At 51.3% G+C, this 12,647-nt stretch carries 17 protein-coding genes; 5 read left to right on the forward strand and 12 right to left on the reverse strand.

The features are described 5' to 3' along the window. From ACTJJS_RS09475 to ACTJJS_RS09490, 4 genes are all read left to right on the forward strand, one after another. Nucleotides 1–912, forward strand: a complete 912-nt coding sequence (locus ACTJJS_RS09475; RefSeq protein WP_440663467.1) for a DUF5017 domain-containing protein — start codon at nucleotides 1–3, stop codon at nucleotides 910–912. Nucleotides 913–917: 5 nt separating this feature from the next. Beyond that, the gene (locus ACTJJS_RS09480; RefSeq protein ID WP_440663468.1) at nucleotides 918–2,147 is read left to right on the forward strand and encodes a glycoside hydrolase family 88 protein; all 1,230 of its coding nucleotides are present in this window, start codon (nucleotides 918–920) and stop codon (nucleotides 2,145–2,147) included. A gap of 91 nt (nucleotides 2,148–2,238) precedes the next feature. Next, nucleotides 2,239–3,123 carry an AraC family transcriptional regulator gene (locus ACTJJS_RS09485; RefSeq protein ID WP_440663469.1) on the forward strand — a complete coding sequence of 295 codons (885 nt, stop codon included), beginning with the start codon at nucleotides 2,239–2,241 and terminating at the stop codon, nucleotides 3,121–3,123. Between the two features lie 72 nt (nucleotides 3,124–3,195). After that, complete coding sequence (locus tag ACTJJS_RS09490; RefSeq protein ID WP_440663470.1) at nucleotides 3,196–3,918, forward strand: SDR family oxidoreductase; 723 nt, start codon at nucleotides 3,196–3,198, stop codon at nucleotides 3,916–3,918. A gap of 14 nt (nucleotides 3,919–3,932) precedes the next feature. On the opposite strand, the gene ACTJJS_RS09495 is transcribed toward ACTJJS_RS09490, so the two are convergent. The 3 genes from ACTJJS_RS09495 to ACTJJS_RS09505 form a co-directional block, all read right to left on the reverse strand. Then, entirely contained in the window at nucleotides 3,933–4,343 is a 411-nt protein-coding gene (locus ACTJJS_RS09495; protein WP_440663471.1) for an SRPBCC family protein, read from the reverse strand. 125 nt (nucleotides 4,344–4,468) lie between these two features. Further along, nucleotides 4,469–4,969 (reverse strand): SRPBCC family protein, encoded by a 501-nt coding sequence (locus tag ACTJJS_RS09500; protein WP_168872700.1) that lies wholly within the window; start codon nucleotides 4,967–4,969, stop codon nucleotides 4,469–4,471. Continuing rightward, nucleotides 4,966–5,283: an ArsR/SmtB family transcription factor gene (locus tag ACTJJS_RS09505; protein ID WP_440663472.1), complete on the reverse strand. Its 318-nt coding sequence runs from the start codon at nucleotides 5,281–5,283 to the stop codon at nucleotides 4,966–4,968. The genes ACTJJS_RS09500 and ACTJJS_RS09505 overlap by 4 nt, the downstream gene beginning before the upstream one ends. A gap of 174 nt (nucleotides 5,284–5,457) precedes the next feature. On the opposite strand from ACTJJS_RS09505, the gene ACTJJS_RS09510 reads away from it, so the two are divergent. Further along, entirely contained in the window at nucleotides 5,458–6,327 is an 870-nt protein-coding gene (locus ACTJJS_RS09510; RefSeq protein WP_440663473.1) for an SDR family oxidoreductase, read from the forward strand. A gap of 36 nt (nucleotides 6,328–6,363) precedes the next feature. On the opposite strand, the gene ACTJJS_RS09515 is transcribed toward ACTJJS_RS09510, so the two are convergent. From ACTJJS_RS09515 to ACTJJS_RS09555, 9 genes are all read right to left on the reverse strand, one after another. After that, nucleotides 6,364–7,125, reverse strand: a complete 762-nt coding sequence (locus ACTJJS_RS09515) for a DUF2314 domain-containing protein (RefSeq protein WP_440663474.1) — start codon at nucleotides 7,123–7,125, stop codon at nucleotides 6,364–6,366. Nucleotides 7,126–7,151: 26 nt separating this feature from the next. Then, nucleotides 7,152–7,778, reverse strand: a complete 627-nt coding sequence (locus ACTJJS_RS09520; RefSeq protein ID WP_440663475.1) for a hypothetical protein — start codon at nucleotides 7,776–7,778, stop codon at nucleotides 7,152–7,154. A 5-nt stretch (nucleotides 7,779–7,783) separates the two neighbouring features. Beyond that, on the reverse strand, nucleotides 7,784–8,668 hold the full coding sequence (locus ACTJJS_RS09525; RefSeq protein WP_440663476.1) for an SH3 domain-containing protein: 885 nt from the start codon (nucleotides 8,666–8,668) through the stop codon (nucleotides 7,784–7,786). A 36-nt stretch (nucleotides 8,669–8,704) separates the two neighbouring features. Further along, complete coding sequence (locus ACTJJS_RS09530) at nucleotides 8,705–9,598, reverse strand: GNAT family N-acetyltransferase (RefSeq protein ID WP_440663477.1); 894 nt, start codon at nucleotides 9,596–9,598, stop codon at nucleotides 8,705–8,707. 104 nt (nucleotides 9,599–9,702) lie between these two features. Beyond that, nucleotides 9,703–10,122 carry an SRPBCC domain-containing protein gene (locus ACTJJS_RS09535; protein WP_440663478.1) on the reverse strand — a complete coding sequence of 140 codons (420 nt, stop codon included), beginning with the start codon at nucleotides 10,120–10,122 and terminating at the stop codon, nucleotides 9,703–9,705. 36 nt (nucleotides 10,123–10,158) lie between these two features. After that, a complete protein-coding gene (locus ACTJJS_RS09540) occupies nucleotides 10,159–11,040 on the reverse strand; it encodes an alpha/beta hydrolase fold domain-containing protein (protein WP_440663479.1) in 882 nt (293 codons plus the stop codon). 9 nt (nucleotides 11,041–11,049) lie between these two features. Continuing rightward, entirely contained in the window at nucleotides 11,050–11,511 is a 462-nt protein-coding gene (locus tag ACTJJS_RS09545; protein WP_440663480.1) for a hypothetical protein, read from the reverse strand. 17 nt (nucleotides 11,512–11,528) lie between these two features. After that, nucleotides 11,529–12,278: an SDR family NAD(P)-dependent oxidoreductase gene (locus ACTJJS_RS09550; protein WP_440663481.1), complete on the reverse strand. Its 750-nt coding sequence runs from the start codon at nucleotides 12,276–12,278 to the stop codon at nucleotides 11,529–11,531. Nucleotides 12,279–12,361: 83 nt separating this feature from the next. Continuing rightward, nucleotides 12,362–12,646 (reverse strand): winged helix-turn-helix domain-containing protein, encoded by a 285-nt coding sequence (locus ACTJJS_RS09555; protein ID WP_168872711.1) that lies wholly within the window; start codon nucleotides 12,644–12,646, stop codon nucleotides 12,362–12,364. Nucleotide 12,647: the final 1 nt, after the last annotated feature.

Raw genomic sequence — 12,647 nt, forward strand, 5'->3', positions numbered from 1 at the left:
ATGAAAAAATCACTCATCATACTCTTCGCATTGGCTGCCGTGGCCTGTTCCAAGAAAATGCAGGTAGACAGGCCGGACTTTGGCGTGTCCCTGGACCCGGCCCGCCGGGTGGCCGATACTTTTGTGTACCGCCTCGGTGACTCCACCCGGTTTCAATTCAACGGCTCCGTCGGCAACATCGCTTTTTATTCCGGTGAAACAGGCAAACGGTACGACAGCCGTTCAACCACTTATCAACTCGGCAAAGTGACGCTGAGCTTCTCTTCCAAATCGGAGTTTGGCGCACAAACCAACACGTTGCAGGTGCTGGCCACCAATAACCTGCCCGGTTTTGATTCCGCTTCCGTGGTGAATGCTGCCTGGAAAGATATCAGTTCCCGCGGTAAATTGGCCACCAGCGCTACCGTGGTGCCTTTTGGCACAGCGGATCTTACAGACCTGGTGGGCAATGCCAATGACTCGCTGTTTATCGCGTTCAAATACAGCGGTGTAACGGGGACGACTCAACGTAGCTGGACGATCACTGATTTCTCCGTAAACAATGTACTGGCAGACCGGAACATAGCTCTCAGCACCGTGGCGGCTGATGTGGCGTACTGGACACGTTACGGTAACGTATGGGACCCCGCCAATGGCCGCTGGACACCCTCCGCCACCGATCTTAAAATCACCGGCGGCAATGCGTCCGCCGCTACCAATACCAGCTGGATCATCACCAGGCCGCTATACGTGGGCCGCATAGCGCCCGATGTCAGCACCGGCGTAAAAAGCATCAACGAACCGGACAAAACGGAGTATGTTTACGTATATCCGGCCCCGGGAGTATACCGGGCTACTTTCATCGCCTACAACCATACAGTGGACGAGGAAAAAAGCTCTATCCGTGAATTTATCATTAAAGTGACACCATAAGAATTATGAAACCATGGCTTTGTTTGGCGGTAGCCGCAGGACTGACGGCTTACACCACTTTTACAGAAAAGGATTTTATCAACAGTAATACCGGCTTTGCGCGGCAGCAGTTGACGCACATGTTGCATGAAACGGAAACCCGCGACAGCCTGGCTTTTCCCCGGACCACTGATAAAGCCGGGAAGATGACCACTACCTCCATGTACGACTGGACGCCCGGCTTTTTCCCCGGCTCGCTCTGGTATGCATATGAGTTGACAAAAGACCCGGTGCTGCAGCAGCGGGCAGTCCGCTGGACAGAAAAACTGGCGCCGCTGCAACATTTTACGCAGCACCACGACCTGGGGTTTATGATGTATTGCAGCTATGGCAACGCCTATCGGTTGACCGGCAACCCAGCTTACCGCGACATCCTGGTGCAGGGCGCACGTTCGCTCAGCACCCGCTACAACCCCGTCACCAAAAGCATTAAATCCTGGAATGCCTTTAAATCCTGGCATGGAGAAGAGGTGTACCGCTATCCGGTGATCATCGATAACCTCATGAACCTGGAATTGCTGTTCTTCGCATCCAAAGTAACCGGTGATACCAGCTTCCGGCACATCGCTGTCAGTCACGCAGAGACGGCCATGCATAACCAGATACGGCCGGACTATAGTTCGTATCACGTAGTATGTTACGATACCACCAATGGCAAAGTGCTGGCGCGGGAAACGGCACAAGGATATGCAGATAATTCCACCTGGGCGCGTGGCCAAGCCTGGGGTATTTATGGTTTTACCATGATCTACCGGGAAACAAAAGATCCGCGCTTCCTGAAAACTGCCACAGGTATGGCCGACTGGTTCCTCAACAGCAAAAACCTGCCGAAAGACAAAGTGCCCTATTGGGATTTTAACGCACAGGAAAAAGGATACGCCCCAGGGGTGCGGTCCAACGCCGTCAACGTAAAAACAAAATACCGTGATGTGTCTGCCGCCGCTATTGTGGCTTCAGCGCTGTTTGAGCTGAGTGGTTATGTAGATGCTGCCAAGGGCGCAAAATACCGTCAGGCCGCCATTGACATGTTGCATGTGCTGGGCAGTCCGGCTTATCGTGCGCCTGAAGGAGCCAATGGCCATTTTATCCTCATGCACAGCGTTGGCAGCATTCCGCATAATAATGAGATCGATGTGCCGCTGGTATATGCAGATTATTATTTTCTGGAAGCGTTGCAGCGATATAAAAATTTATAACTCCTGTTGTACCACAGTAAACATAAAAAGAGCAGAAATCAGGTTAACGGTAGAAAATCTCTTTTAACCAATATTCGCTTATTTTTAAGAAATGATTTCAGGAGCTTCTTCTATTCCCAAATACTCTCTGGAGCAGTCCGGTGGACGGAACAATCTTTTTGACATTCGCCGGATAGGCGCGGATTCCAGGGAGATGCCGTCCATTTTGCTATCGCCGCACCGTAAGGATTTTTACATGCTGGTGCTGGTGGAGGAGGGTAGCAGCCGCCATTGGGTGGATATGCGCCCTTATACGCTGAAGGCGGACACTTTTTATTTCACAGCGCCGCACCAGGTACATGTGAAAGAAGAACAGGAACCGATGAAAGGTATGGTGCTTTATTTTACCGAAGGCTTCCTGGCCGCGGCTGCTAACCAGCAGATCAGGCAGCTGCCTGTCATCCAGAACCCGGACAATGGCCATGAGATGCCGTTGGAGAAGGAAGATGTAGCGTATGTCCGTGATATCATGATGCGTATGGCGGAGGAATATGAACAGCGGCCTGACTGGCACAGTACCATGTTACAGGCTTATCTGCACGTGTTGCTGATTTATCTCAGCCGTTTGTATACCCAACAGTTTACCACCAGTGAAAAACGGCCCGGACGTCAGTTGCTGACGAAATTCCTCGGCCTGATAGAATCAAACTACACACAACATCACGAAGTGGCGGCTTATGCCGGGTTATTGAATATTACTGCCGGCCATCTGGGCGATGTTGTCCGTGAGCAGAGCGGCCGGTCGGCTATTGAACACATCCATGCCCGCCTGCTGCTGGAAGCCCGGCGCATGCTTTTCCATACTGACAGTTCTATCAAGGAGATTGCGTTTGCGCTGGGATTTGAAGACGCCTCTTATTTTAACCGTTTCTTTAAACGCGGCTGTCAGCAGACGCCGCTGGCCTTCCGGACAGCCGCCCGGAAAATGTACCATTGATCCCGCAAAGTGTACCGTTGCGGCGACAGGCATACCAGTAATTTTGCGGTCTAACATGTAAATAGGTCATCCATGAAGACAGTACTCATTACAGGAGCAAATAAAAGCATCGGCTTTGAAACCGCCAGGCAACTGCTGGACGCGGGCTATTTTGTATACATCGGCAGCCGCGATGTGGCAAGGGGAGAGGAGGCTGCTGCGCAGCTGGGGTCGGAAAATACCGCTGTTGTGCCGTTGGACGTAACTGATGCCGGCTCCATCCATGCGGCCCGCCAGCTGATAGGACGTACCACAGACAAACTCGATGTGCTGATTAATAATGCAGGCATCAGGGGCGATTTTCCCCAACTCCCCACATCTGCACCGATATCGACTATACGAAGTGTTTTTGAAACTAATTTTTTCGGCGCCATTGAGGTTACCCAAACCTTTATGGACCTGTTGCGGAAAGCTCCCCATCCCAGGATCGTGAATGTTACTTCCGGCCTTGCTTCACTCACATTGCACAGTGATCCGTCATGGATGTACTATCCCATCAAAGGCGCTGCCTATGGCCCGTCTAAAACAGCGCTCAATGCCTGGACGCTCGCACTGGCTTATGAACTGCGCGACACTGCTTTTAAAGTGAATGTGGTGGACCCCGGATATACCGCTACGGATTTTAATGAACACAGAGGCACCGGCACCGTGGAAGATGCCGCGGCAATAATAGTCCGCTTCGCTACACTCGATGCAGATGGCCCGACTGGTAAGTATTACAGCAATGACAGGGATGGAGAGGAAAGTCCGTGGTAAAAGAATGACAACCGTTAATTGGCTTCCGTATATTTTTTGTAGTTGTCCAGGATAGCCTGCCATCCGGCTTGTTGCATCTCGGCCGGGTTCTCATCTTCCGCGTCGAAGGTAACGGTAACGGCTGTATTGTTTCCCTGGCCTTCAAACACAACGTCCGCAGCACGGCCGTCGCCCATCACGTAGGTAAAGCTTTTGCCGTTGTCGATGTTGCTGTAGATGGCTTCAAAGTCAAATCCCCAGCTGCCGTCTTTGGCTTCCATGCGTGCGTTGTATTTGCCGCCAATCCTTAAGTCGTTGCTGGCGCTGGGGCAATGCCAGTCGTCCGATGCAAAATTCCATTTGGTGATATGTTCCGGCTGGGTGTAATACTGCCAGGCTTTCCGGGCGTCTGAAGCCACAATCGTTTGAACGCTAATTTTGGTCATACACTATCAATTTTTAAGTTATAATACGAGTTTCACAAAGCCCGGGTTTCTTTTAACTTGTAATGTAAGTTTCAGAAAGCCCGGGCTTCTTGAATTAAAATGTAAGCTAAACGTAGCCCAGGGCTTTAGCCCTGGGACTCCAGCAGTTCATCCAGTTTTTCAAGCGTTAATTTCATGCCCTCTTCCATACCCATCTTAATCACGGTTTCGAGGTCGTTGAGCGATGCATAGGAAACGACCGTTTCCACGAGCGCATTTTCGCCTTTGTCCTGGAAACGCACGTCCCATTTGGCGCGCGGCAGTGCAGGGTTGATATCGCCGTTATCATCACAGAAAGCGTCCAGCGCGGTGTAATAGTCAATCGGATGGATTTTCTGGTAGTCTGTACGTCCCCAGTATTCTTTGCCTTCAGGGTCTACCATGGCATACAGCCAGTAACCACCTTCCCGGAAGTCCATGTGTTTGGTTTTTGTGGTGAATGGTTTGGGAGCAAACCACTTGTCCAGCAGTTCACTTTTCGTATAGGCGTCCCATACCAGTTGGCGTTTGGCCCGGAACTCCCGGCGGATGGTCATTGTGTTTTTGTCCTTGTCTACCAGGAAATCAAATTGCAGGTGGATGCTCATGGTTGCTTATTTAAATTGGATAATAGATTGTCAAGTTGATTGAAACGATCTTCCCACATACGGCGGAATTGTTCCAGCCAGATGTCTATCTCTTTCATTTTCTTCAGTTCCAGTTGGTAATAGATCTCCCGGCCCCGGTGCTCCTGGCTGACCAGTTCACATTCCGCGAGGATTTTCAGGTGTTTCGATACCGCCTGCCGGGTGGTGTCAAAATGGGCCGCTATGGCGTTGGGTGTCAGCGCCTGCATGGCGATAAGCACCATGATGGCCCGTCTTGTAGGATCTGCTACTGCCTGAAATATATCTCTTCTCATGTGCAGGATTTTAATATGGCAACCGTTTGGTTGCAAATATATGTGCAACTAATTGGTTTCGCAAATTATTTTTTGCTGACAGGCGAAAATTTTGGCTTTCGCGTTTTCGTTTTCTTACAATTCCAGGCCGTGGCGGCGAAGCATCTTTGTGTCATCAAACAAAAAAATAAGTTTATGACACAAGCTACCATACTGATCACCGGCGCGACCGGAAATGTAGGGACACAACTGGTAAAGAAACTGGCTGTCGCCGAGGTACCTTTTAAAGCGATAGTTCGCAACGGAGATAATAGTACTTACCTGAAAAGCCTTCCCCTGGCAGAGATCATCCAGGCTGACCTGGCAGATGCTGCGGCCATCAGCGAAGCCCTGCAGGGCGTAGATAAAGCCTTTCTGCTCACAAATTCATCCGAACAGGCAGAGGCGTTGCAACTGAATTTTGTGGCAGCCGCACAGGCTGCAGGGGTGCAACACATCGTTAAGTTGTCGCAGTTTGCAGCGGCGGAACAGTCGCCTGTCCGCTTTCTGCGTTACCATGCCCGCGTGGAGAACAAAATCAAAGAACTGGGCATGGCTTACACCTTCCTCCGGCCCAACCTGTATATGCAGGGACTCCTGGCCTTTGCGGACTACATCAAAAAAGACGGACAGTTTTATGCCGCCGTGGGAGATGCTGCCATCAGCGCGGTGGACGTACGCGATATCGCAGCGGTGGCGGCCTGTGCGCTTACTACAGCGGGGCACGAAAACAAGATCTATGATATCACTGGCGGGGAAGCGCTCACACATTGTCAGATGGCGGACATACTGACCAAAGTGCTGGGGAAACCGGTGAAGTTTATTGACGTAAGCCCCGAACAGATGGAAAGCGCGGTGAGGGCTGCCGGATTCCCTGAATGGCAGGTAGGTGGCTTAATTGAGGACTATGCGCATTATGCAAGGAACGAAGCAGTGATTGTGAGCAAGGCGGTGCCGGAGGTGACAGGTCAGGCGGCAATTAGCTTTGAGCAGTTTGCGCAGGATTATAAAGCGATGTTCATATAAAACAACGGCAGCAATAACACTGCTGCCGTTGTAGATTTATTTTCCTTCCAATACAGGAATCAGGTGTTCCCAGTTCAATTGTCTGGCATAGTCCAGGGCTGTTTTCCCGGCGTTAGATTGTTTTGAGGTATCGGCGCCATGTTCCAGCAACACTTCCACGATGCTGAGATTGCCGGCAATGGATTCTTTATGCAGTAATGTAAAACCGGCGTCGTCTGTCGCGTTCAGCTCTCCGGGGTTCTGTTTCAGGAAGTCTACAAAGCTGGGCTTCATGTTTTTGCTCATCGGATGTTCGATGAGATTCTCCGGATTTTCTTCCTGCTTGTTGACGATGAGCACATGGTTGTAGTCGCCGAATTCGAGGCCCCAGGCTTCATCATGTTCCTGCCGTTCCTCTTCGGTCATACCCGCGCGCATGGCCTGCATGGTGAAGCCGCCGTAGGTACGGTCGTTGATGGCAAACAGCCAGTCGCTGATCTGGTTTACCGGTACACTGATTTCATCGCCATTGTTCACGTTGGTCAGCTCGTTCGGGTCGTTGATCAGGATACCGTAGATGGTATCGCCATCAAAATTAATATCGTTGATCCACATGTGTTCTACTGTTGGCTTGTCAGTCCCCGGAAACTGCTGGGAGAACGCCACTTTTACGCAGGCTACGTTCAGGCCGGGAACAATACGGCGATGTTCCCAGGAAAGTTCCCGCCAGAAATATTTAAAAGTGGCCTGGGCTTTTGCATAAGCGTCGAGCATTTCGGGGCTTTCTCCTTCTGCGAAGAAAATTTTTTTGTCGGACATGATTTTTTGTTTTTCAGGTTAAGGTGTCAGGCCAGTTCGGCGCTGTGGATGGATACAAATTCTCCCTGTTCGCTATAGGCGTCGATGGCGAAAGCATCGAAGCCGTTGCGTTGCAGGTAGGCCAGATCGGTTTTTTCTCCGGTGATCAGCCGGAGCTCACCTTCTTCATTCAGGAAGGTGTCCAGTTCATCTTCGTAATCGATGTTAAAGAAAGCGTGCAATACAATCTCAAACACGCTGTTGCCGGCGGCATCGGTATATGTTAGCGCCGCAGTCCTGTTGTTCAGCTGTTCCGGCGTCCATTCATTACAGAAGTAATTGTCATGGCCCTGGCGGGCACCGTCGAACAACAGGATTTCTTCGCCGGTAAGAATATCTACGGCATAGATCAGCTCCGGCGCTTCATCGGTATTGGTGATGAGGCCATTGAAATTTTTGCCGTAGTGTTTTTCGTGATGTTCGATATGCCGTGGCGTTTGTTTTACTTCCCAGCGGTACAGCTCACCATAATATTTGATGTTGAACAGCCGGCCGCCGGTGGACGACTGAAGCTGGGCGCGCCATTCCACGGGGTGGACATTGGCAAAGTAAGCGGCTTGGTCGTATACGGCAAAAGGTGCATACAAATCGGGTGCGGGTTTGTGTTCGGCCATGGATACTATTTTATCGCGGTGACTTTTTTGTTTTCCGGGTCCCAGATATAACGTTTACTTTTTTTGTCGGTCACTTTCATGACATGTGCGCCATCCTTGTCCACTTTGTCGGTGGCTTCGGCTTCTTCCATGTTCCACACGATCATATCGGGCTGTCCGTTCTTTTCATTAGGGAAGGTGAACTCTTCGCTATGATAGTAGGCATCGGCATCGCCGATATTGGTTTTGGAGGGCAGTTGTACCAGCTGGCCGTCTTTGGTCCAGGCGAAATAGTAGTCGTCTGTCGGGATACCACAGGCTTCACCGGAGAAGGAGAGCACGGCGATGTGCTGCACATTGGTAAGGCCCATGCCGCTCATTACTTTGCCATAACTGAAATTGGCGGATTCATCGTCGCCGATCACCTGAGCGGCTTTCGCCAGCAGCACGCCATTCTGCACTACTTTCAGGCGTACCAGGTATTTGGGGAAGGTATCTCTTTTATTGCCGGATACCGCGATGCTGTCGGCCCTGCGTTCGATACCGTATACAAATTTGAGATCGCCGCGGCGCATCGGTGAGCAGCTCACAAGTCCCTGCCAGATGAAACCTTTGCGGTATTCGCCATTTTTGGTATAGGCGATTTTCAGCCACGGTCCCTGGATGCCGCGGATGGTCAGGCTTTGGGAGGCAACGCCGGTGAGGGTGATATTGTCACCTGCCAGCAGCGTGTCCACAGGCGTTTGTTTGGTATCAGGGGATGCCCGGACATAGGCGGTGTCGGCAAAAACGTACCGGTCCACGGTGTCGCTGCCGTTCATGTACAGCGACCAGCTGCGCATGTCCCGGAAATCCTGCGCAAACAGTTGATGGGAGATACAAACAAATAAAAAAAATAACAGCTTCTTCATAAAAACAGATTCTTTACGGTGGGATATGATATTATGTTATGTATGTGCTAATGTTGGAATCATCAGCTGATTACCGGAGAAAAGACGCAGGTTTTTCTCCAGTACCAACAGCGTGAGGTCTTCTGTCTTCAACGGCAGCATGGTAAAGCCGCTGTTATCTTTCGGTGTAAAGCCCAGCGTTATTTGTTGGGTATTTTTTTCCATCAGCACCGGCAAAATATCACTCAACGATTGATGGGTCTCACCGAAAATATCATGACAGGTCATTACACCATCTTCGTGTTCCACCACAGCTACCATATCTACATCCTCCAGGTGATAGATGCATGACTGCATGGACTGTGTGCAGTAGAACATCAACAGGCCGGCGGGACTGGTGACGGTGAGCGCGGCAAACGGGTTGGACTGTGCATATTTTTGGAGCAGCAGCGCGCGGTCGGCCGCGTCGCCCATATCCAGCTGACGTACTTTTCCTGGTTGTGGCGCCAGCTGCCGGGTATGATACTGGTATTCGCCGGCTGGCACAAATCCGAACTTCGGGTAGAAGTCAAGCACTTTTTCATTGGCGAAAAGGAACATCACATCGTACTGTCCTTCCCACTCTTCGAAGATTTTATCCATCAGCCACCGGGAAAGGCCCTGGTGGCGGTAGCCGGGATGTGTCATGACTGTGCCCAGCTGCAGCCAGGTCTGCTCTTTTTCCTGCCAGCGTACCTGCAGGACGTTGACGGTGGCATTGGCAATAACGGTATCGCCGTCCATGAGCACATGCGGCACGCAGGTATGGTCCCAATAGCCGTTTTGGTGCCACGGCTCAAAGCTGAGGCGGAACGTTTGAACGGAAAGCTGATCAAAACTAAGTCTGACGGGGTTATTGTCTTTGATGCCGGCAATATAGGTATATGTTCTACCCTTGATATTGTATTTCATGTCGTTAACGCACAATTTCAGATCATTGCGGCGAAGATAGGGAATATAAAACAAACGGGACGGCCGTAGGGCAGCCCCGTTTGTTATTGGTTGTTGGGTGGAACTCAATGATTTTCTGTATACCGGCGGAAGTGTTCGAGCACGCCTGCGCAGAAAGCCTGTTGCTCAGTTTCGGGCGTACCTTTTTCGGGATCAAACAGCTCGGTGATGGATACGCCTTCCGGTGTAATGCTGAACAGGTCGATGGTCCTTCTGCCGTCGGACAGGACGTAGCTGAGTTTTTCATGGAGTATCACTTCGTCATAGGTGCCTGCGAAGGTGAAGCCACCGCCATTGGCTGTTTCCATGACGAAGCTGAATTTGCCGCCGGAGCGGACGTCATTTTCTACGGAGGTGGTTTTCCATTCCGTGGATGGATTGTTCCATTGCATGATGTGTTCCGGCCCTGTCCAGTATTCCCATATTTTTTCGATGGGCGCTTTTACCAAGATAGAGGCGGAGAGAAGCGCAGTCTGGTTTTCCATGAGGTACAAATTGATGATTTGTAAGATAACCAATATTTATCCATGAACATCCATGAAGGCGCTGATTTTCTCCAGTGTGCTGATGGCGGCGGGCGACTGTATGGCTGTCAGCGGCCATACATGTGTCTGCCCTTCAAAGGTGATCATATCGGCGAAGGGAGCAACAGTCCGGATGCGATCATAGAAATGTTTACTGTCGTCGTATAGTACTTCCCGTGAGCCTGTCAGTATCAGTACCGGAGGGAAGGTGCTGAAGGTGCGCAAGCCTGCGCTGGCGGCTTCAATCCTGCCTTGTGCGTAGTAATCCGCAAACCGTTTCATCTCTTCTTTGCTGAGGATAGGGTCGTTGGCACGGCGTGTCTCATATGATTCGTTCTCGCAGCGGAGGTCCAGCCAGGGAGAGATGAGCACCACACCGGCGGGCTGTTTGACGGGTGTACCGGATAACTGGTGCATGACGGAGACGAGTATGCCGCCGCCAGCGCTGTCGCCCAACAGGAATATGCTGGTGGCTGGATAGGCGGCAGCGATATGACGGTATACTTTCTCGGCATCGTTGCGGCCTGCGGGGAACGGATGTTCAGGCGCCAGCGCATATTCCACCAGCAGTATTTTGCGGCGGAGCGTGGAGGCGAAGTGGCTGGTCATGGCCCGGTGTGAATGTAGCGAGCCTAGTGCATAGGAGCCGCCGTGCAGCAGTATGATGAGCTCACCGACGGTAGCATTGACTGGTATAAACCAGTGGCAGCGCACACCTGCTATGGTCGTGCTTTCAATTTTTACGGTTTCATCGGAAGGGTAGATGTCTCCCAGCTGGTCGAACTGTTGTCTTATTTGTTGAATATCCATGCGATGGTTAGTTTGGGCATTGGCAGGTAAGGCAAGTAGCGTCAGTAAGAAAATGCATAGTCGTTTCATGTCTGCTGTTTAATGGTATTCGTTGTACAATGCCCACACGAGCAGGATAAACGAAATAAGCTGCAGGATGTTCCGCGAGGTGGTCCATTGTATCCATTGCCGGCTTCTTTTCAGCAGTTCCGGTGTGCGTGGCGTGTCGTTATTCATTTTGGAGAAAGCGAGGATTTCTTTCACGAAATAGGTGGCCGTAGGAATGGTCACAGCGAGGAAACAAACCAGCGCCGTCAGCAGGTAAGGCCTTACTGCTGGCCGCAACCAGTTGGTGGCCAGTGCGGTGATGAATGAAACAAGGAACAGCAGCTGCACGGGTATCCAGAAACGTGCGGAATGTTTGGTTTGTGGTGTGATCAGGGCAAAGGAGCGTGGGGGATCGGCAAACCAGCGTGGCATGCGGAAAATGCGCTCCCAGGAGCCTGCCAGGAAAACGACAGCGGCGGCGATGGTGGCCGTCCATAACGAAAGAAGATGCATAGTGTTGATTTAAGCGTTTATCCGGCGGTGATGCCGCCATCGACAGGGATAGCAGCGCCGGTGATGTATGTGGACTGTTCTGATGCGAGAAACAAGATAAGGGGGATGATGTCTTCCACCGTAGATATCCTGCCGGTGGGCATGGCGGCGGCTATTTTTTCCTGCATGCCGGGTTTGGCGGCCATGCGTTGCAACCATTGTTCCGTCTTGATGGCGCTCACCACCAGCGCGTTGACACGGATGTTGTGACGTGCCTGTTCCAGCGCTGTCGCTTTGGTAAGGCCGATGACGCCGTGTTTGGCGGCCACGTACGCCGCGATGCCCTGACCTACGCCTTTCACGCCCGCTGTGCTGGCGGTGTTGATGATGCTGCCACCGTGGGCTTTCATAGCCAGTATCTCATATTTGAGGGAGTGGAAGATGCCTGTGAGGTTCACTGCCAGCGTATCGGAGAACTGCCGGCTGGTCATCTGTTCCAGCGGACCGGTATATAGGTTGGCGCCGGCATTGTTAAAAGCAACATCCGGCGGACCGTACCGCCTGCATGTTTCGTTGAGGAGGTGTTCCACTTCCTGCTCGTTCGTAACATCGGCTTGTACGAAGGTGGCTTCGCCACCGTCCGCACGGATGTTGGTTTCCAATTGTAATCCTTCAGCAAGGCGGCGGCCACAAAAAATTACCCGCGCCTCCATGGCGGCGAAGGCTCGGGCGGCGGCGGCACCCAGCCCCGAAGTACCACCGGTGATCAATATGGTTTTACCTTTCATGGTGATCGTATTGTTAATGTAGTTTGTATTGCAAACTAAAATAGTTTAAAAAAAGCCGGTCATCGTACCGGTTGACTACACCCTTACAGGTGCAGGTATTTTTTAATATCGTCTACATACTGCTCAAAAGCTTTACGGCCTTTGGCGGTAAGTTTACAGATGGTATGCGGATAGTTGCCCTTATAGGTTTTAATCACTTCGATATATGCTGCTTCACTCAGTTTTTTGATCTGATGGCTCAGGTTGCCCTGCGTAGTATTGGTGGTTTCCATCAAATAAGCAAAATCGGCCTGTTTTAATTTGATCAGTACGGACACAATGGCCAATCGTACCGGTGTATTTAAAACGGGATCTAAATCATTGAACATC

It is taken from the genome of Chitinophaga sp. 22308 (assembly GCF_052045305.1).
In the GTDB taxonomy this organism is placed as follows: Bacteria; Bacteroidota; Bacteroidia; order Chitinophagales; family Chitinophagaceae; genus Chitinophaga; species Chitinophaga varians_A.